Here is a 17564-nt window from a genome sequence, read left to right on the forward strand (position 1 = left end):
GGATTCACCGCGGTTGCCTCACGGTTTCACGAGGTTGCACTGGTCAGCGCGCGAATCCAGCCCGATGAAACCCGGAATCCCACGAGTGCCGCGTGCTGAGCCAGATCGACAGATCGCGGCCACGTGTGAACACCTGTGTCTGGAACCGTGATCGATGCTGGCAGGCCGGCCAGCGACGTAACTACCGTCGACGCCTGGTCAATTTCTCTTCGCCCGGCACGAGTTCCAAAGCGGCGCAGCGTTTTGGAACTACCTGACGGAAATGACGGTGATCAAGTGTTGCCACCCTCTTGATCCCGAACCGTTCCGCGATGGCAATTACCGACGCGTCTGCCGCACCGAGCGGGAACCTTCCGTACTGGACTACAAGGTCTGCCATGCGCGCATAGTCGGCGGGGAGGAGTTGTTCAACCTGGAGTTCTTCGGCCGCCAACGAACGGAGGAAACCGGCCTCGGCTTGTGCGCCGAGCTTGGCGAGCATGTAGCAGACTTCGGTGACTATGGTCGAATCAGCGGGGCCCGCTCTTCGCTCGAGGCGGCGTAACAAGCCGTGTGCTCACTGTCGTGTTTGTTGGCGATTGCGAGAAGTGGCCCGGTGTCACAAATGATCACTCACGGCCGCCGAGGTCACGCCACAACACTTCCTGGGACGTGGAAGCGAAGTCGGGTTCGGCCTCGACTGTCCCAGCGAACGAGAGCCGTCTGGATTCGGTCGCTGCTTCCCGGTCTGTGACCGGCTTACCGTGGCTGACCACCAAGCGAAGCACAACAGGTCGCAGATCCTGCTGCTCCTCTTCGGTCAATAGGCCGACGAGGTCACGGAGGTTCATGTCATCGAAGGCCGCGGTCATGCTCCTCGGGGTACCGTTCGACCTACTGCGAAGCAGCAGCGAAATCGCTCAGTTCAGCCCCGCGTACGAGTGCAACCCGCTGATCACGATGTTGATGATGAAGAGGTTGAACAGCATCGCAACGAACCCTGCGATGTTGATCCACGCGGCCTTGGTATCGCGCCAGCCGGAGGTTGCTCGGGCGTGGAGGTAGGCAGCGTAGAGAACCCAAGCGATGAAGGAGCACGTCTCCTTCGGGTCCCAACCCCAGAAACGCCCCCATGCTGCTTCGGCCCAAATGGCGCCGAGGATGACTCCCGCACCGAACAGGGGGAAGCCGATGATGGTGGTTTTGTAGGCGAGGCCGTCGAGGGCGCGGGCGTCGGGGAGGCGGCGAGCGATGGTGCCGAGGATGGTGGCGGATTCTTGGCCCTCGGGCTGGCGCAAGCGGAAGAGGAACAGCAGGCTGGCTATGCCGGAGACGAGGAACACGCCGCTGCCGATGCTGACGATGGTGACGTGGATGGGCAGCCAGAACGATTTGAGGGCGGGGACGACGGGGGCGGCGTCGGCGTAGAGCATGGTGCCCGCGAGGAACATCAGGATCAGGATCGGGACGAGCAGGAAGACCCACATGGCCCGGTAGCGCTGTTCACGCAGGAAGAGGATGCCGACGACGGCGGCCGCCGCGGTCGCCATGGTGACGAACTCGTACATGTTGCCGAGCGGGAAGCGGTGGGTCGCGAAGCCGCGCAACACGATCGAGGCCACGTGCAGTGCGATCGCGACGACGAGCACCGAGAACGCCATATTGCCTGCGCGCTCCGCGAGCGGCTTGGCCTGCGGCGTCTCGATGCGGCCGGGGACGGCGGGTCGGTCCGCGCCGGAACCGCCCGCGGTGACGAGCTCGCGCTCGACGACCTGCAGCGTCCGCGCCGAGGCGTACTGCACGATGAGCAGCACCAGCACCAGGGCGTACACAACGATCGCCGACTTGAAGGCGAGATCGCTGTAGTGCGCGATGTTCTCGTCGATCGGCATGGTCACTCTCCCGTGTTCTCGGTGCCGGACTGCTGATCCAGCAGGCGCGCACGCAATGTGTCGAACTCGCCACCCCAGCCGGCCTGATCGGTCCGCGCGAGCCCGCCCATTTCTACTACGGTGCGTCGTTGGTCAACGGTACCGGCTTCGGCATCGGCGGGGTAGACGCGGATCCAGACACGCCGCCGCTTCACCAGCAGCGAAACGAGCAGCCCCGCCATCATGGCCAACGCACTGACCAGCACCCACTGCTGCGCGGGATCGTGTGACACCTGCAAGTTCACGAATTCCTGTGCGCCGTCGAAGGTCACCTTGGCGCCGTTGGACAGGGTGGTGGATTCGCCGGGGCGCAGGTTCACCCTGGCCTCCTTGGTCAGCCTGCCCTGTTTGATCTGCTCGGAGTCGAGTGAGAACAGCGACTGCGGCTTTCCGGTGTCGAGGCCGGTGTCGCCGCGATAGACGTCCACCGCGACGGCCGGATCGTTCATGACGGGGAACGACGAGGTCAGCAGGCTTCCGTGGAGCAGGGCGGTCGGCGCGAACAGGCCCTCCACGGCGATCTGATTCTTGCGGCGCTCGGCCTCGGTGGCGTACATGCCGCCGGGCGGATCGATCCGCAGCACTCCGCTGGACAGGAAGGTCCGGGCATCCTCGGGTCGCCACTGGATGGTCTCTGTCCTGGTCTGCCCGTTCGGGAAGGTGACGGTGAACGTCGGCGCGAACCCGTGCCCTTGCAGGTACAGCCGGTCACCAGCGACACGCAGCGGATGGTTCACCTGAATCGTGCTGGTGCGCCAGGTGTTGGTCTGGAGGTCGGCACCGGCCTGGTATTCGATATTCGAGGTGAACATCTCGGCCTGGCCGTTCTGCAGGTAGTCGGCCTTGAAGTCCTTGACCCGCACACAGATCGGAGTCATGCCGGTGCCGTCGTTCACATTGCCCGCACGGAACGAGTCGAAAACCGCGGGCGAGGTGGTGCAGAAGCCGGGACCGTTGTTCGCGATGACGATAACGCTGCCCTCGTAACCGAACAGCTTGCCGACCGCGATGGCGACCAGCAGCCCGACCAGAGCCAGATGGAAGACGAGATTGCCCAGCTCGCGGGTGTACCCCTTCTCGGCCGAAAGAGTGGTCTCCCCGTCCCGCCCGCTCTGCTCGATGCTTCGCTCGCCGGGCCCTGCGTGGTTGGGCAGGCTGCCGCCTCCGGGCCGGACGCTCCCACCGGCGCGCACCTCGGTGCGCCAGCCGCGCAACTGCCGACGGGCATGCGCGATCACCTCGTCGGCAGACCGCTCGACGGTCTCGGCGTAGTGGTGCGGCAGCCTGGCCAGATTGCGCGGTGCGCGCACCGGCGGCGTGCGCAGCGCCCGGTAGTGGTCGAACACGCGCGGCAGGATGCAGCCAACCAGCGAAATGAACAGCAGCACATAGATGGCCGTGAACCAGAAGCTGGAGAACACGTCGAACAGCTCGAACCGGTCCATCCACGGCCCGAGCGTCGGCCGGTCGGCGATGTACTGGGCGACCTTCTGCTCGTTGAGGCTGCGCTGCGGCAGCAATGCGCCGGGGATCGCGGCCAACGCGAGCAGGAACAGCAGCACCAGCGCGGTGCGCATGCTGGTGAGCCCGCGCCAGGTGTTGCGCACCAGCGCCCACGCCCGACCCGGCAGCGACTGGCGCGGCGGAGTGTGCGGCGCCTCCGGTCTGTCGATCACGGTCATATCGGTAGCGTCACCTCGGAGACGAATGCATCGCGAACCCAGGCGACGAACTGGTCCCACGCGCCGGTGACCAGCGCGATGCCGACCGCAACAAGCAGGATGCCCCCGATGATCTGGATGGTGCGGGAATTGCGGCGCAGCCACCCGACGCCGCGCAGCGCGCTCGCCGAACCGAAGGCGAGGACCACGAACGGCAGGCCGAGGCCGAGGCAGTAGGCAACGATCAGCGCCACCCCGCGCACCGCGGTCGTCCCGTCGGTGCCCGCGGACACCGCCATCACACCGGACAGGGTCGGCCCGAGGCACGGCGTCCAACCCAGCGCGAACACCGCGCCGAGCAGCGGCGCGCCCGCGATGCTGGTCAGCCTGCGCGGCTCCATCCTGGTGTCGCGCTGCAGCGCGGGCACCAGGCCGATGAACACCAGGCCCATCAGAATGGTGACCACACCGCCGATGCGTTGCAGCAGTTCACGATTCACGTTCAGTGTGTGGATCACGCCGAAAACCGTCGCGGTAGCGAGCACGAACACCACGGTGAAGCCGGCGACGAACAAACCGGCCGCGCCCGCGACCCGCATCCGGCCACTGCGCGCCACTTGCGGTGCGGACACTACGGCCCGATCGGCAACGGCCACCGAACCGGACTTACCCCCGCGACCTTTGGCTTCGGCAGGGGTGACAGGCGGCGCCTCGGCACCGACCAGCCCCGCCAGATACGACAGATAGCCGGGTACCAACGGCACTACACACGGTGAAGCGAACGACACGAGTCCCGCCAGCATGCAGGCACCGAGCGCAAGCAGCAGCGGTCCGGTCGCCGCGGTCTGCTGGAACGACTCCCCCACTCCGGCAAGCACGATCACGCCGACTCCGCTCCTCGCGGATCGCCAGTGGTCGCCTGCTCGGCAGCCGGCACGGCGGAGACCGTCGGCGCCTCGTCGCGCGCGACATCCCGCAAGGATTCCGCCGCGGCACTGCGCGGCACCATCGCGACACCGGCCCAGCGGTCATCGACCCGCCAGGTGCCACGGACGAGCCGGGCAGCCTGCCGCGGACGACAGGCGCGGCCGCCGCGCATCCGGCGATCGCGGTTCACGACTGCACCTCCTCGGCCTGCTCCGCGTCGCGGCGCATCGGCACCTGCCGTTCGGTGTCCGTCGGCGCCGGGTCGACCTCGGCCCAGCTGACATCCATCATCGATGCCGCCGCGGCGCTGCGCGGCACCGAGGCCACGCCCGCCCAGCGATCGTCGACGGTCCATGTTCCACGGATGAGTCGGGCGGCCTGCCGCGGGCGACAGGCGCGCGGGCTGCGGGTGCGGTTCACTGAGAGTCCTCTGTGGCGATACGTTCGAGTACGGGCTGGAGATCCTCGGCCAGGAGCGACCGGAGGAAAACGGCGGCGACACGGTGCTGACGATCCAGAACGAGCGTCGTCGGGATGACGCTGGTCGGGAAGTTGCCGCCGAGGGCGAGCAACGTGCGCATGGACGGGTCGTAGATCGACCGATAGCCGATCTTGTTGTCCACCACGAAATCCTGGGCCTTGTCCTGCTGCGGATCACGGACGTTGATGCCGAGGAAAACGACACCCTTGTCCTTGGTCGCCTCGTAGGCCTTTTCCAGGGCAGGAGCCTCGGCGCGGCACGGCCCGCACCACTGCCCCCAGAGATTGAGCACGACCACCTTGCCGGCGAAATCCTCGACCGAGGTGGTTTTGCCTGCGGTCATCAGGTCGGGGCCGGCCAGTGTGCCGATGGTGCCTCGCGCGCTCGGCGGGTCGTAGAAGATGTCGGTTTTGCCACCGGGTGAGACGAACTCGAAGGTGCCGCCGGAGGCCACCGCGTCTGTCCCGGTCGAGCAGCCGGCCAGCGCGGCAACGAAGCACACGCAGGCGACCAGGACCGGCGCGAGGCGCCGGGCCACGGGCCGAGAGAACACGGTGGCCGATCTCATGCGCCGTGCACCGTGGGGTCCGAACCGCCCGCAGGCTCGGAGTAAACGATGTCGACGAGCGTATCGCCCTGGTACACAAGGGAAGTCAGTGAAGCGAGCGAGCACTGCCGGTGCCGGGGATCGTGCCAGAGCCGCTGCCCCTGCAGGAACCGGCGCAGCGTCCACACCGGTAGCTGATGGGAGACCAGCACGGCCTCGTGTCCGGCCGCCTCGACCCGCGCCTTGTTCACCGCGGCCAGCATCCGGTGCGCGATCTGCAGGTACGGCTCGCCCCAGGACGGCGTGAACGGATCACGCAGCTTCCACCAGTGCCGCGGCTTGCGCAGTGCGCCGTCACCGACCGACACCCGCAGACCCTCGAAGGTGTTGCCCGCTTCGATGAGATTCTCATCGGTCCGCACGATCAGGTCGTGCTGCGCGGCGATCGGCTCGGCGGTCTCCTGCGCGCGTTGCAACGGCGAGGCGATCACCAGCGAGATGTCGTGATCGGACAGCGCCCGCGCGACCGCGCCGGCCTGCGCGCGTCCGGTCACCGAAAGCTGGAAGCCGGGCAGCCTGCCGTAGAGGATGCCCTTCGGGTTGTGCACCTCGCCGTGGCGCAGCACGTGCACGATGGTCTCGACGCCGGGATCGCTATCGGCGGCGGCTGGTGTTTCGCGCTCTTCGGAATCTGGCTGATCGGGGTCGGAGCTCACGCGCGGGATCCTTCGGGTGTGGCGGCCGCGGCCGCATGTGCGGCGGCGGGCAGGGCGGCGGCAATACGGTCGAACGCATCCTCGTCGAGCGCCGCGGAAACGAACCAGGCCTCGAACGCGCTCGGCGGTGCGTACACGCCGCCGTCGAGCAAGGCGTGGAAGAAGGCGGGGAAACGCCAGGTCTGGCTGGCTTTGGCGGCGGCGTAGTCGATGACCGGACGGTCGGCGAAGAACACGCTCACCATATTGCCCGCGAACTGCACCTGATGCTCGACCCCCGCGGCAGTGAGAGCCTCGGTGAACAGGCCGCCGAGCCGTTCGGCATTGCGGTCGAGCGCGGCGTACACCGCATCGTCGGCGGCGCGCAGCGTGGCAAGGCCCGCCGCGACGGCGACAGGGTTACCGGAGAGGGTGCCCGCCTGGTAGACCGGGCCGAGTGGGGCCAGGTGATTCATGATCTCGGCTCGACCGCCGAACGCGGCGGCAGGCAGGCCGCCGCTCATCACCTTGCCGAAGGTGTAGAGGTCACCTGCGACGCCCTCGCGGCCGAACCAGCCTGCGCGGCTGACCCGGAACCCGGTCATCACCTCGTCCATGATCAGCAGCGCACCGTGCTCTTCGGTCAGTGCGCGCAGGCCCGCGTTGAACCCGGGCAGCGGCGCGACCGCACCCATATTGCCCGCGGCCGCCTCGGTGATCACACAGGCGATCTCGCCGGGATTCGCTGCGAACGCGGTGGTGACGGCGTCGATGTCGTTGTAGGGCAGCACGATGGTGTCGCCCGCCTGCGCGCCGGTGACGCCCGGCGAGGTCGGCAGGCCGAGCGTGGCGACACCGGACCCGGCGTCGGCGAGCAGCGCGTCCACGTGCCCGTGGTAGCAGCCGGAGAACTTGATGATCTTCGCGCGACCGGTGTAGCCGCGGGCCAGTCGCACCGCACTCATCGTGGCCTCGGTGCCGGAGTTCACCAACCGCACCCGCTGCACCGGCGCGACCCGTTCGGCGATCAGCTCGGCGAGTTCGATTTCGGCCTCGGTCGGCGCACCGAAGGACAGCCCGCCGGTCGCGGCGCGCTGCACGGCTTCGACCACCGCGGGGTGCGCGTGGCCGAGAATCATCGGCCCCCACGAACACACCAGGTCGACGTACTCGTGGCCGTCGGCGTCGACGAGGGTGTAACCGTTGGCGGAAGCGATGAATCGCGGTGTGCCACCAACGGACTTGAACGCCCGCACCGGGGAGTTCACACCACCGGGGATCACCGAAATCGCCCGTTCGAAGAGCTGAGCGGAAACCGGCACCGATGACCTGGTCGCGCGCGGAGAAGAACTCACGACGTCCAGTCTCTCAGCACGATCCGATCGAGTCGACGACAGGGTGTAGTGGAGTGATCCACACCGCAGCGCGCGTCGCGCACCGACGCGGCGCTCCTGCGCAACACGCCGGGCATGTTTCCTCGAATATCGGTCGCCGAATGATTGCTGATGCGTAATCTCGGTGCGTCTCACACCACATTCGGGCACCATCTACCAGCCAGAAGGGTCTGTCTATGCGGTTTGCCATCTTCACCGCCGCGGTTCTCACCGCCTGCACCACCGCCGCCGCACTGCTCGGCGCAGGAACAGCCGCCGCCGCGGAGCCGTTCGGCCAGCCGGACCGGGTCGGTCTGCATCTGAGCCACCAGGAGACGGCGGCCATCGCCGACGGGCCGCTGCCCGCACTGGTCTCCATGCTCGTGCCACCGAACCGGATCGGCGCGGGTCTGAAGACCGACACCAAGATCTACCACGACGACAGCGGCAACGTCCACGCCTCGCTGCGCCAGGTCATGACGGAGGCCGCGAGTTACCCGGACGGCACCATCACGCTGTATATCAACGCCCCCGGCACCCACGACGGTCGCGTGCTGGACATCTACCAGCAGTGGAACTGAGCGGAGGCCGGTCACGCACTCGAGCCGGGTCTCCGGCTCAGGTGTACATGCACGGCACCGAGGCCGAGATGGTGTGCAATCGGCACATGATCCCGTTGTAGATGCCTGCGGAGCCGGTCTCCGGCGCGAAGACCGGCACGACCATGGCGGTGTCGAACGCGGCGGGCTCCAGCGGCAATGTAGTGGCGCCCGCCGGCGCGGCACCGATCCCGACCGCAGCGGCGATGGCCACCCCGGCACCCAGCTTTCCAGCAAATCCGATCATAAGCATTCCTTTGTCGACGCACTATGAACCACAGCGAAATCTTAACGGCCACACAAAGATTCGCTATATTCAGCGTTGTGCGCCGTCCCACCGCCCACAGCAGCCGTGGCTGCACGTGCACGGTAACCGAGTCGGCGGTTGCGCGCCAGAGCGTGCCACATCAGGTGATCCCGGCGCAGGACCCGGCCGAGCCGGTGGTCGCAAGACAAGCCAGCGGCGCGGGCAGCAGGTGCAGCAGTGCCTGCGCAGTGGCGCCGAGGGTGGGCGGCACCGGCGCGACCTCGGCGGGGACGGCAGCGGCGAGAGCCATTGTGGCGACGCCGATCGTGTGGCTCGTCGGCTTCATGGCTTCGATGTTCCCGCGATCGGCGCAGTAAAACAGCAGCGGCGGCGATGATCGCCGGTGGTTGCCCGGCTCGGTCAGCCTCGGGTCGACGGACGCTCGGCGACGACGCGCAGCGCGCGTGCGCCCGCGTCGATGCCGACGATGCCGGCTATGGCGACCAGAAAAGCCGCCAGCAGCAGCCACGGACCGACATAGCGGGTCGCACTGTGGGCCGGGAGGTCGCCCGCGGCGGCGAATGACGTGGTGACCAACCCGTTTCGCCAGCTGAGCACCGCAACGACCAGGCACAGCACCGCAACGACTACCTCACCGAACACTACGATTTCTCGCCTCAACGATCCGCTCCGTTCTCGCTGTGTCGGTCATCGGCGCCGCCGGGGTCTTCGACGCTATCGACCTCGTCGACACTATCGGCAATGCCGTCGGTGGCGTCGGTGCCTGAGGTGCCGCGCTGCCGGTGGAGCGCCTCGGTGAGCGCGACCCGCAATCCACGGTGGTCCTTGGCCCAGGCCTGCACGAAGCTACCATCGACCAGCCGCAGTCCGATCCCGCCACGGCGGCGCGGCACCCCGCTCAGCTCGCCGAGCGCGCGCGCCGACTCCCAGTCCTCATCGTCCCAGGAGTCCTCGTCGCGCTCGGGGAGCACCGCGGCGACGGCGCTCAGCGGGAGCGTCTCGGTGCCCTCGCGCAGGATGCTGTCGGTAAGTTCGACGCTCACATGGCGTCGACCCGCGATCACCTGCAACACAACGAAACCCGCGATCAGCGCGGCACAGAAAATCAAGGCGAACCAGTGCACCGCAGTGGCGGTCACCAATTCGATGAAAAGAATGATCAGACACAGACCCGGCCCGTAGGACACCGAGCGCCAGCGCGCGCCCGGTTCGGCGAACAGAATGCCGGAGCCGACCCCCACATCGCTCACGTCATGCTCCCGGTCGCGCCGATCACGACGACGGGGAGGACCATCGAACGCGGACGATTCAGCCGACGATGCCGGGAATCAGCAGTACCGCGACGGTGAGCACACCGAACAGAATCAGCAGGCTGAGGACGAGCAATTCTCGCCGAATGCTCTGCGGCTGTTGGATAACCACACGCATCTATGCCTCCGATCCCCCGGAGCCATCTGGTCAACGCACTCACGAAAGATAAGCGAACGCCTGACACGCAACTACCGGTTCCCAAGTCCACTGTGACAACCCTCACGATACATGCCGGCGTTTCCCCGACAAACTCGACCGCCTGCTCGACGGCCCGTTCACCTGCGCTTCAGCTGGAAGTACGCGGTCGAGTCCGGACGGTGACTCAGGTAGATCGCACCCGCCGCGAGCACGCCCTGCACGATGCCCGCGCCGCCCGCCACCAGGGAGGCCACACCTGCGGTCCCCGAACCGAGCGCGAACATGGTGCCGACCGCCGTGAGCGCAAGCCAGACGCCGACGAAGGTCAGCAGCGTCCGCGCCCACAGCTTGCCGAGGAACAGTTGGTGCGCGAGCACCAGTGCGACCGCCGCGATGGTCAGGCCGAGCAGCACCGCGACCACGTACGCCAAGGACACCATCAGGTCGGCGGTGGCCATGGTGAATTTCGGATCGCTCTCCTGCATCTGGTCGAACATCTGCTTGGCGAATTCGTGCCGATTCTGCACCGCGGCCAGCATCGAACCCGCGAGTTGCACAATGCCGAAAACGACAACGCCCCACCACAATTGACGTGCGGTCCGGATGTCCTCCGGCGGTGCGGGCGGCTGCGGCACAGCGCCCATCGGGCCTATCGGGTTCGTCACGACAGCCAGTGTGCGGCCTCGGTTGCCCAGTAGGTGAGCACGATGTCCGCGCCCGCCCGCCGGATTCCGAGCAACGACTCCATGATCGCGCCCCTGCGGTCGATCCAGCCGCGCTGGGCGGCGGCGGTGATCATCGCGTACTCGCCGGAGATCTGATACGCGGCGACCGGAACCGACGAGCGATCGGCGACATCGCGAAGGATGTCCAGGTAGGACATCGCGGGCTTCACCATCACGATGTCGGCGCCCTCGGCCAGATCCAGCTCGAGCTCCCGGATCGCCTCCTTGCGGTTGGCCGGATCCTGCTGGTAGGTGCGCCGGTCGCCCTCCAGCGAGGAGCCGACGGCCTCGCGGAACGGGCCATAGAAGGCCGAGGCGTACTTGGCGGCGTAGGCGAGGATGCCGGTGTCGGTGTGCCCGACCGCGTCCAGCCCGCGCCGGATCGCGCCGACCTGGCCGTCCATCATCCCGCTGGTACCGAGCAGGTCGGCGCCGGAGTCTGCTTGCGCGAGCGCCATCTCCACGTAGCGGTGCAGGGTCGCGTCGTTGTCGACGGCACCGTTCGGGGCGAGCACACCACAGTGCCCGTGATCGGTGAACTCGTCGAGACAGGTGTCGGCCATGAGCACCGTCGAGCCGCCCACCTCATCGGCCAGCGCACGCAGGCCCCGGTTGAGGATGCCGTCCGGATCGCTGGCCTTGCTGCCGGTGGCGTCCTTGTCCTCCGAACGCGGCACCCCGAACAGCATGAGCCCGCCGACACCCGCGGTCACCGCCTCGACGGCGGCCTTGCGCAGCGAATCCATCGAATGCTGCATCACCCCCGGCATCGAACTGATTTCCCGCGGTTCTTCCAGGCCATCGGCCACGAACATCGGCAGCACCAATTGCCGTGGCTGCAGAGCCGTTTCGGCAACGAGGCGGCGCAGAGCGGGGGTACGGCGCAACCGCCGCGGGCGGTCCATTCCGGTCATGAACCGCACGATACGCCTGCCGCCTCCCTGGTGTTTCAGCGGCGCTCTTCCCACTACTGTGCCAACCGCGAAAGTCCTTGTGGCCAGCGGTTTTTGTCGGTGCCCAGAGGTAGAATCGAAGAAGTGTTCGAGAGATTCGCACTCGAAAACGCACCACTACGGGAGGACTGGCGATGCCCGCTACCGCACCCAAGTCGAAGACCGTCATCATCGACCGGCCCTATGTTCCGCTCCAGAAGCGGCCGCTGCCTGCGGGCCGCCCACGCAAGTGGTACGTCAGCCACAACCGCAGGCTCAAGGCCATGCGGCTGACCATCGCGCTGCTCGATTCGGGCATCTATCTCCCGAGCCAGGCGAGTAACGAGCGCATTCGGCGCACCGCGGAACTCATCGATATCCGCCCACCGTCGGACACCACCTGCAGGCTGGTGCGCACCCTGATGCGCTACAGCCGCTGATCCCGCCGAGCTGCCCGGCGTTCGACCCGGCGGCCGGTGGAAAAGCGAAACGCCCACAGCGCGGTGGGCGTTTCGTCCGACAATCCGATTACCGGCTGCGGCGGCTCTTCTTACGCGGCGGCGGCAGCAGACCCTCGGCGCGCAGCCGTGCGGCGTGCTCGGCGAGCGCCTCGACCAGCGGGCCGACCTGAGCGACCTCCGGCTGCACGTCGACGCGCAGACCGAATTCGATGGCGGTCTCTGCCGTCTTCGGGCCGATGCAGGCGACGATGGTGCGGGCATGCGGCTTACCCGCGATGCCGACCAGGTTGCGCACTGTCGAGGACGAGGTGAACAGGACCGCGTCGAAACCGCCGGTCTTGATCATCTCGCGGGTCTCGGCGGGCGGCGGCGACGCGCGCACAGTCCGGTAGGCGGTGACATCGTCGATCTCCCAGCCGCGGTCACGCAGACCCTCGGCGAGGGTTTCGGTGGCAATGTCCGCGCGCGGCAACAGCACTCGGTTCACCGGATCGAAAACATCGTCGTAGGGCGGGAAGTCGGCGAGCAGGCCCTCGGAGGACTGTTCACCGCTCGGGACCAACTCCGGGTTGATGCCGAACGAGCGCACCTTCTCCGCGGTGGCCTCGCCGACACAGGCGATCTTCACACCGGAGAACGCCCGCGCGTCCAAGCCGAATTCGGCGAACTTCTCCCACACCGCGCGCACCGCGTTGGTGGAGGTGAACACCACCCACTGGTAGCGGCCGTCGACGAGACCCTTGACCGCCCGCTCCATCTGGGCGGGACTGCGCGGCGGCTCGACCGCGATGGTCGGCACCTCCATCGGGATGGCGCCGTGCGTCACCAGCCGCTCGCTCATCTCGCCTGCCTGGTCCTTGGTGCGCGGCACGAGCACGGTCCAGCCGTACAGCGCGCGCGACTCCCACCAGGACATCTTCGACCGCTGCGCGACCACCTTGCCGATGGTCACCACCAGCGGGCCGACCAGCTCGGAGGCGGCGCTGTTGAGCGTGGCGAGGGTCGCCTCGATGGTGCGCTGCTGGCGCGTGGTGCCGCGCACGGTCACCGCGACCGGGGTCTGCGGCGCCATGCCGTGTTCGACAAGGGCGCTGGCGGTTTCGGCCAGGTGCCCCGAGGACGCGTGCAGCACCAGCGGGCCGGGCGCGGCCGCGAGTGCGGCCCAGTCGACCTCGCCGCGCACGTCGGCCTCGGTGTGCCCGGACCCGAGCGCGATGCCCGCGTAGCTCGGCACCGCCGAGCCGCCGGGCAGACCGGGCAGCACCTCGAAGACCATGTGTGACCTGGTCACCGCAGTGACCTCGGCGATAACGGCGTCGGTGGTCAACGGGTCGCCGGAGACGACGCGGACCACGTCATGGCCGTTGCGGGCTTCGGCGATCAGCGTTTTGGCCACCTCGGCGGGTTCGCCGAGCGCTGGACGCACGTCGACGGGACGCTCACCGTCCTGATCCGCCTGGACGGCAGTCCCGATGAGGGCGAGCACGCCCTTGTCCACATCGGGATCGGTGAACGCCAGCGTCGCCCGGCCGAGTACCTCACGGGCGCGCACTGTCAGCAATGCCGGGTCGCCGGGACCCGACCCGACGAAAAGGATCCGACCGGGATGCTTCTTGGTAGCTCGGCTGCTCATCGGCTGTTCTCCATTGGGCTGGGATCGACAAAGTCTGTGGCGGGCAGATCCACCGCCTGTGTGGGGGAACCGAGCGCCTCCGGTTCCACGCTGGTGAGCAGCTCACGCGCGCCGAGCTCCAATAGCTCACGGGCGAGTGCTCGACCCAATTCGGCCGCCCGCTCCGGGGCGCCGACCACGGAAGCCCGCAGCACCTCGGAACCGTCGATGGCCGCCGCGCATCCGCGTAGCGAGAGTTCGTCGACAACCCGGCCGTCGTCGTCGAGCGATTCGACGACCTCGGCGAGCGCGCCGATCGGCGCGGTGCAGCCCGCCTCCAGCTCGGCGAGCAGGGCCCGCTCCGCGAGGATGGCCGCCCGGGTGGCGGCGTCGTCGAGTCCGGCAAGCACCGCGAGCAATGCGGTGTCGTCGCTGCGGCATTCGACAGCGAGCGCACCCTGCGCAGGAGCGGGCAACATCTGCACCGGCTCCAGCGCCTCGGTGACGGCGTCCAGACGGTCGATTCTGGCGAGCCCCGCTCTAGCGACGACGACCGCGTCGAGCTCGCCTTCGGCGACCTTGCGCAGTCTGGTGTCCAGGTTGCCGCGCAACGGCACAATGTCGAGACCGAGTCCGAGCGCACGCAACTGCGCCGCGCGCCGCGGCGCGGAGGTGCCCACCCTGGAACCGGCGGGCAGCTCACCTAGCACGAGGCCGTCGCGGGCGACCAGAGCGTCACGCGGATCCTCGCGCACCGGAATGGCGGCGATGGTGAAACGGGGGTCGGGCGCGGTCGGCAGATCCTTGTACGAGTGCACCGCGATATCGATGGATCCGGCGGCCAACTCGTCACGCAGCGCGGAGGTGAACACCCCGACGCCGATCTTCGCGACCGGGTCTGTCGCGTTGTTGTCGCCTGCGGTTCTGATCACGACCAGCTCCGCCGCCTGCCCAGCCGCGATCAGCGCGTCGCGAATAGTGCCCGACTGGGTGAGCGCGAGCAGACTGCCGCGCGTGCCGATCCGCCACGGCGCATGAATGCTGCCTGCGGTCACGTTGTCCTCTTCCTGCACGATGGTCATGCGGACTGCCCCCGTTCTTCGCCGAGGTGGCCTGCCGTGAAGTCGTCGGCCAGCACAATGTCGCCGTCGCCCGCGAACCGGAAGGACCCGTGCTCGCCGCCGATCGCGTTGATCTCCATCGGCGCGGCGACCGCTTGCGCCGCACCAGGTTTGAGCTCGAACAGTTCCCGGAGCGCCTCGGCGTAGCTGTCGCCGCCCGGCGTGGAGGCCAGCTGTTTGACCCGCACCGTCGGCGCATGTAGCAGCTTGTCGACCACGCGGCGCACCGTGCGCGCCACCTCGTCGCGTTCCGGGTCGGCAAGACTCGGCAGCCGTGAATCGAGACGAAGTAGTTCGGCCTCGACCACCTCGGCCGCGCGCTGCCGCAGTGCGGCCACGGTCGGCGTCACCTCGGCCATCCGCTGGCCGGCAAGGTATTTCGCGAGTTCATCGGCAACGATCGCGCGGGCGGCGGCAGTGTCGTCGGCAGCGGCTCCGGCCGCGGGGTCGCGCTGCAGCGTCTCGATGTCGATCACCGTGATGCCGGGCAGCCCGGCAACCGCGTGCTCGACATCACGGGGCAGGCCGAGGTCGCAGAAGATCAATGGCCGTTCGGTGGAAGCGGATTCGGCGCGTTCGCGATCGGCGAGGGCGCGGTGGGTGTCGGCCAAGGTCACCACAGCGCCGACCGCGCCGGTACAGGTGATCACGACATCGGCGGCGGCCATGGCCTCGGTCAGCCGCGACAGCTCCATCGCCGCCGACTCGACCCCGTAGGACGCCGCGGTCTCCGCAAGCCGGCTCGCCCGCTCGATGGTGCGGTTCACCACGATGATGCGACCGATGCCCGCACGCGAAAGATGAGCCACGGCAAGGCCGCCCATCGCACCGGCGCCGACGACAACGGCGGTCCGGCCCGCGAGCGCGGTGTCGGATGGGACGGCAGCGGACCCCTCCGTGGTTACCGGAGCTGCCGCCTGCGAACCGTTCGCAGCCGCCCGCAGCACCTGCTGGGCCCGATCCAGCGCCACCGAAACCACCGAGGCGCCCGCTCTATCGATGCCGGTCTCCGAATGCACCCGCTTGCCGACCCGCAATGCGTGCTGGGCCAGTTCGTGCATGGTCCGGCCGACGGCCTGCTGCGAATCGGCGGAGGCGTAGGCACTGCGGATCTGGCTGAGCACCTGCTGCTCGCCGATCACCATCGAATCGAGGCCGCTCGCCACCGCGAACAGATGCTCAGCGGCGGCCTCGCTGTAGCGGACGTAGGCGTGCTTGGTCAGATCCGGCAGCGGCAGTCCGGAATGCTTGGTCAGCAGATCGCCGATCTCGGCGAGACCGCCGTGAAAGGCGTCGACCACCGCGTAGACCTCGACCCGGTTACAGGTGGAGACGATCATCGCTTCGGACACGTGGCTGGAAGTGAGCATTCGGTCGACCAGCTTCGGGCGGTCGGCATCGGTGATGGCAACCTTCTCCAACACCGAGACGGGAGCGCTCCGATGCGAAATCCCGACCAAAAGAACACTCATGGGGTAACCACCGATCCCTTGCTGCTTGGCTCCGTTGCCGAATGCGAGGTCGAATGCTTGAGTGCCGGATGCGCGCGATGGGTGATGCGGCCCGATACGGCACGTGCCACTTCGGGCAACGGCGGTGCGTTGCGCGAAGCATCGAAGGAAAGCATCTGCATCTCGACGGCCAGATCCACCCGGCGAACCTCGACGCCGTCCGGCGCGGTCAGCTCGCACGGGGCGAAGCTCAGAATCGACTGCAGTCCCGCACCGACCAGGCAGTCGCACACCGCCTGCGCCGCGTCGTCGGGAACGGTGATCACCGCGATGGTCGGCTGCAGCACGGTGACGGCCTCGGCGAGTGCGGCGACGTCACGCACCACCAGACCGGCGACCTGCAGGCCGATCACCTCGGGGTGACTGTCGAACATACCGACGACGGTGAAGCCGCGGCGCTGGAAACCGCCGTAGCCGACCAGTGCCCGGCCCAGATTGCCGGCACCGACCAGTACCACCCGATGTCCCTGCGACAGCCCGAGCACATCCTCGATCCTGCTGCGCAGCTTCGCCACGTCATAGCCGACACCCCGAACGCCATTGGGCCCGAGGAAGGAAAGGTCCTTGCGCAACTTGGCGGAATTGACACCCGCCGCGACAGCCAGTTCCTCACTCGATACGATGGCAACACTGTCGTCGGCCAACATGGCGAGGACCCGGAGATAGGTGGCAAGCCGCGCAACAGTGGCCTGCGGGATGTCCTTCTGCAGAGCCCTGCCGGAGACGCCGCCTGGCGTCTCATGCTGCTCTGTCACGTCGTCGGCTCCTCGTTCCGGACTGCTCAGGTCCGGTTCGCTGTTCGACCTCTTGCCCGGGGCGGTCCGGTGCCATGATCGAAGTATCGGAATGCTGGGTGTCATTACGCGGTGGGTCCGCAGCCTGGGCATGGGGGTCGCGTGCCACCACCGTAACCGCTTGTGAAGCCCTGCACAAAGTCGGTGAATTTGGCCTCATTTTCCGCCGCGACCAGCAGCGCGGCAGAAACGGACAGGATCAGCTTTCCCTCAGCGGGTCAAATCGGACCGCAATCGGGGCTCGTCGACATCGAAATAGCTGTGCTCACGGCCGTCGAGCAGCACGACGGGCAGCCGGTCACCGTACTCCGCGCGCAGGCCAGGGTCGGTAACGGCGGCCGCATCGACATCCACCGTCGCGGGCTCGATCCCGAAGTCGGCGCAGATCACCCGCAGCTGTTCCAGTGCGGTGACACACAGCGCGCAGCCGGATCTCGTCAGCAAAGTCACCGAATGTGTGGGATTGGTCATGACGGATATTAAATCGCCTCGCCACGC

23 protein-coding genes are annotated in these 17564 nt (G+C 67.7%); 2 read left to right on the forward strand and 21 right to left on the reverse strand.

Annotated elements, in window-relative coordinates; translation table 11 throughout:
* Positions 1-181 precede the first annotated feature (181 nt).
* From OHQ90_RS39285 to hemL, 10 genes are all read right to left on the reverse strand, one after another.
* Positions 182-481: a PIN domain-containing protein gene (locus OHQ90_RS39285; protein WP_442941286.1), complete on the reverse strand. Its 300-nt coding sequence runs from the start codon at positions 479-481 to the stop codon at positions 182-184.
* Between the two features lie 127 nt (positions 482-608).
* Entirely contained in the window at positions 609-851 is a 243-nt protein-coding gene (locus OHQ90_RS00760; protein WP_328406613.1) for a hypothetical protein, read from the reverse strand.
* Positions 852-899: 48 nt separating this feature from the next.
* A complete protein-coding gene (gene ccsB, locus OHQ90_RS00765) occupies positions 900-1871 on the reverse strand; it encodes a c-type cytochrome biogenesis protein CcsB (protein ID WP_328406614.1) in 972 nt (323 codons plus the stop codon).
* Between the two features lie 2 nt (positions 1872-1873).
* The gene (gene resB / locus OHQ90_RS00770; protein WP_328406615.1) at positions 1874-3592 is read right to left on the reverse strand and encodes a cytochrome c biogenesis protein ResB; all 1719 of its coding nucleotides are present in this window, start codon (positions 3590-3592) and stop codon (positions 1874-1876) included.
* Positions 3589-4455 (reverse strand): cytochrome c biogenesis CcdA family protein, encoded by an 867-nt coding sequence (locus OHQ90_RS00775; RefSeq protein WP_328406616.1) that lies wholly within the window; start codon positions 4453-4455, stop codon positions 3589-3591. The genes resB and OHQ90_RS00775 overlap by 4 nt, the downstream gene beginning before the upstream one ends.
* Entirely contained in the window at positions 4452-4688 is a 237-nt protein-coding gene (locus OHQ90_RS00780; RefSeq protein WP_328406617.1) for a hypothetical protein, read from the reverse strand. The genes OHQ90_RS00775 and OHQ90_RS00780 overlap by 4 nt, the downstream gene beginning before the upstream one ends.
* Positions 4685-4918 (reverse strand): hypothetical protein, encoded by a 234-nt coding sequence (locus OHQ90_RS00785; protein WP_328406618.1) that lies wholly within the window; start codon positions 4916-4918, stop codon positions 4685-4687. Before OHQ90_RS00785 ends, OHQ90_RS00780 begins: the two co-directional genes overlap by 4 nt.
* Positions 4915-5547: a TlpA disulfide reductase family protein gene (locus OHQ90_RS00790; RefSeq protein WP_328406619.1), complete on the reverse strand. Its 633-nt coding sequence runs from the start codon at positions 5545-5547 to the stop codon at positions 4915-4917. Before OHQ90_RS00790 ends, OHQ90_RS00785 begins: the two co-directional genes overlap by 4 nt.
* The gene (locus OHQ90_RS00795; RefSeq protein ID WP_328412439.1) at positions 5544-6161 is read right to left on the reverse strand and encodes a histidine phosphatase family protein; all 618 of its coding nucleotides are present in this window, start codon (positions 6159-6161) and stop codon (positions 5544-5546) included. Before OHQ90_RS00795 ends, OHQ90_RS00790 begins: the two co-directional genes overlap by 4 nt.
* 77 nt (positions 6162-6238) lie before the next feature.
* Positions 6239-7576 (reverse strand): glutamate-1-semialdehyde 2,1-aminomutase, encoded by a 1338-nt coding sequence (gene hemL / locus OHQ90_RS00800; protein WP_328406620.1) that lies wholly within the window; start codon positions 7574-7576, stop codon positions 6239-6241.
* 215 nt (positions 7577-7791) lie between these two features.
* On the opposite strand from hemL, the gene OHQ90_RS00805 reads away from it, so the two are divergent.
* Positions 7792-8175, forward strand: coding sequence for a hypothetical protein (locus OHQ90_RS00805; RefSeq protein WP_328406621.1), 384 nt, complete (start codon positions 7792-7794; stop codon positions 8173-8175).
* 37 nt (positions 8176-8212) lie between these two features.
* On the opposite strand, the gene OHQ90_RS00810 is transcribed toward OHQ90_RS00805, so the two are convergent.
* From OHQ90_RS00810 to hemB, 6 genes are all read right to left on the reverse strand, one after another.
* Positions 8213-8440, reverse strand: coding sequence for a hypothetical protein (locus OHQ90_RS00810; protein WP_328406622.1), 228 nt, complete (start codon positions 8438-8440; stop codon positions 8213-8215).
* A gap of 160 nt (positions 8441-8600) precedes the next feature.
* The gene (locus tag OHQ90_RS00815) at positions 8601-8786 is read right to left on the reverse strand and encodes a hypothetical protein (RefSeq protein WP_328406623.1); all 186 of its coding nucleotides are present in this window, start codon (positions 8784-8786) and stop codon (positions 8601-8603) included.
* 74 nt (positions 8787-8860) lie between these two features.
* Complete coding sequence (locus tag OHQ90_RS00820) at positions 8861-9121, reverse strand: hypothetical protein (RefSeq protein ID WP_328406624.1); 261 nt, start codon at positions 9119-9121, stop codon at positions 8861-8863.
* Positions 9118-9711 carry a hypothetical protein gene (locus OHQ90_RS00825; protein WP_328406625.1) on the reverse strand — a complete coding sequence of 198 codons (594 nt, stop codon included), beginning with the start codon at positions 9709-9711 and terminating at the stop codon, positions 9118-9120. The genes OHQ90_RS00820 and OHQ90_RS00825 overlap by 4 nt, the downstream gene beginning before the upstream one ends.
* A gap of 336 nt (positions 9712-10047) precedes the next feature.
* Positions 10048-10575, reverse strand: coding sequence for a hypothetical protein (locus OHQ90_RS00830; protein ID WP_328406626.1), 528 nt, complete (start codon positions 10573-10575; stop codon positions 10048-10050).
* Positions 10572-11549 carry a porphobilinogen synthase gene (gene hemB, locus OHQ90_RS00835; RefSeq protein WP_328406628.1) on the reverse strand — a complete coding sequence of 326 codons (978 nt, stop codon included), beginning with the start codon at positions 11547-11549 and terminating at the stop codon, positions 10572-10574. Before hemB ends, OHQ90_RS00830 begins: the two co-directional genes overlap by 4 nt.
* 173 nt (positions 11550-11722) lie before the next feature.
* On the opposite strand from hemB, the gene OHQ90_RS00840 reads away from it, so the two are divergent.
* Positions 11723-12007: a hypothetical protein gene (locus OHQ90_RS00840; protein WP_328406629.1), complete on the forward strand. Its 285-nt coding sequence runs from the start codon at positions 11723-11725 to the stop codon at positions 12005-12007.
* A gap of 88 nt (positions 12008-12095) precedes the next feature.
* On the opposite strand, the gene OHQ90_RS00845 is transcribed toward OHQ90_RS00840, so the two are convergent.
* The 5 genes from OHQ90_RS00845 to OHQ90_RS00865 all read right to left on the reverse strand — a co-directional run bounded on the left by OHQ90_RS00845 (position 12096) and on the right by OHQ90_RS00865 (position 17537).
* Complete coding sequence (locus tag OHQ90_RS00845; RefSeq protein ID WP_328406630.1) at positions 12096-13661, reverse strand: bifunctional uroporphyrinogen-III C-methyltransferase/uroporphyrinogen-III synthase; 1566 nt, start codon at positions 13659-13661, stop codon at positions 12096-12098.
* Positions 13658-14722 carry a hydroxymethylbilane synthase gene (hemC, locus tag OHQ90_RS00850; protein WP_328406631.1) on the reverse strand — a complete coding sequence of 355 codons (1065 nt, stop codon included), beginning with the start codon at positions 14720-14722 and terminating at the stop codon, positions 13658-13660. Before hemC ends, OHQ90_RS00845 begins: the two co-directional genes overlap by 4 nt.
* Positions 14719-16233: a glutamyl-tRNA reductase gene (locus OHQ90_RS00855; RefSeq protein WP_328406632.1), complete on the reverse strand. Its 1515-nt coding sequence runs from the start codon at positions 16231-16233 to the stop codon at positions 14719-14721. The genes hemC and OHQ90_RS00855 overlap by 4 nt, the downstream gene beginning before the upstream one ends.
* Positions 16230-17027, reverse strand: coding sequence for a redox-sensing transcriptional repressor Rex (locus tag OHQ90_RS00860; protein WP_328406633.1), 798 nt, complete (start codon positions 17025-17027; stop codon positions 16230-16232). The genes OHQ90_RS00855 and OHQ90_RS00860 overlap by 4 nt, the downstream gene beginning before the upstream one ends.
* Before the next feature lie 249 nt (positions 17028-17276).
* The gene (locus OHQ90_RS00865) at positions 17277-17537 is read right to left on the reverse strand and encodes a glutaredoxin family protein (RefSeq protein WP_328406634.1); all 261 of its coding nucleotides are present in this window, start codon (positions 17535-17537) and stop codon (positions 17277-17279) included.
* Between the last annotated feature and the right edge of the window lie 27 nt (positions 17538-17564).

Origin of the sequence: Nocardia sp. NBC_00403 (genome assembly GCF_036046055.1) — a bacterium.
Taxonomy (GTDB): Bacteria; Actinomycetota; Actinomycetes; order Mycobacteriales; family Mycobacteriaceae; genus Nocardia.